Raw genomic sequence first — 1,310 nt, 5'->3', positions numbered from 1 at the left:
CAGAGCCAGTCGCGGAACAGCGCCATTTCCTGATCGAGCAGTGCCGCATCGTAAGGTGGCAGATTATCGGCCGGTAAATCCTGAATATGCAGCAACTGGGTAATGGCCTGTTCATACAGCCCCTGTACCGTCGCGCTGCTGACACCGTCAGCATGCAGCGCCGGCCACAGCATCTGGTCGCCGAAGTCTTCCAGCAGCATAAAGCCCTGGTCAAAGTCGTATGCCAGCACCTTAGGTACGGCCACATCGTGTTTGTACCAGGCCTGCGCAATACGCACAAAACGCGGGTTGTCTTCTTTATCGGCCGGCGCATCAACTGCAATCCAGCTGTGGTTCAAACAGCGCAGACGAAAATAGCGCCGGAAGCTTGCGTCTCCGGATACCATGTCCATTTCTGCGGTCACATCAAAATCGGAATGCTGGCGAATCATCGCCACCGCCCATTGAGCGAGATTGTCCCGCCGCTGATCCATGCTGGCCTCTCAGGGTTAGTCGTTCTAGAATTGGGCGCCTTGCGCGGCACCCCGGTTAATAAGTTACTGTGCGCGTTAAGATAACATACTCAATATGGATAGGCGCTACAGCCGCTCATGACTCAGATTTGTCCTTACATTCAGCGCCTGGTTCCCTTTTTCCTGCGCCCCGCCGCCCGCTTCAGCAAAGCTCTGCTGCCTGCTCCGCTGCTGGCAGGATCTGTACTCAGTGCTCTGGCCATTATGCCCGCACAGGCAGAAGAACAGGCCAGCGCCGCGCCGGTCATTAACACCAGCACGCATCCACTGAGCTGGTACGACCGCGCCGAACTGACAGCAGAAGAGCAACAGGCTCTGCCGGAATTCTGCAGTGGTAATTACCGTATTCCCGCGATTACGCCATTGGACTCAGAGCGGATCGAAGCGGAAGCCGACAGCTCCACCCTGAATAAAAACGGCGACACCGAGATGAGCGGTGATGTGCTGCTGCAGCAGCAGGATCGTATGTTACGTGCCGACCGTGCCAGCTGGTACCAAAGCCGGGGTTACGGCGAGTTTCATGGCAATGTGTCACTGCAGGCACCTCAGGTTGTGCTGCAGGGTGAATCGGCCAGCATCAGCCAGAGTGATGGCGAAGTGCATTTTTACGAAGCCGAATATTCCGTGCCGGAGCGTCATTTCCGTGGCTCCGCCGATCATATCGAAACCCTAGAAGCCGGCCAGATTAATTTAACCGACGCCACCTTCACTTTCTGTGAGCCCGGACAGAACGACTGGGATCTGGCCGCCAGTGAACTGCACCTCGACCAGAATAAAGGCATCGGCAGCGCCTGGCAT

General features: G+C 56.6%; 1 protein-coding gene and 1 pseudogene. One reads left to right on the top strand and one right to left on the bottom strand.

The window, feature by feature from the left end:
* A pseudogene (locus B3P58_RS14085) lies at nt 1-473 on the bottom strand (phosphotransferase); the annotation flags it as partial.
* A 117-nt stretch (nt 474-590) separates the two neighbouring features.
* Here B3P58_RS14085 and B3P58_RS14080 point away from each other — a divergent pair.
* The coding region (locus tag B3P58_RS14080; RefSeq protein WP_286718424.1) for an LptA/OstA family protein at nt 591-1,310 on the top strand (720 nt) is incomplete at its 3' end.

It is taken from the genome of Thalassolituus sp. UBA2009, from assembly GCF_002335285.1.
GTDB classification, from domain to species: domain Bacteria; phylum Pseudomonadota; class Gammaproteobacteria; order Pseudomonadales; family Oceanobacteraceae; genus Venatoribacter; species Venatoribacter alkanivorans.
Note: the sequence above shows the minus strand (reverse complement) of the source record. Positions and strands in the feature narration are given on the sequence as shown.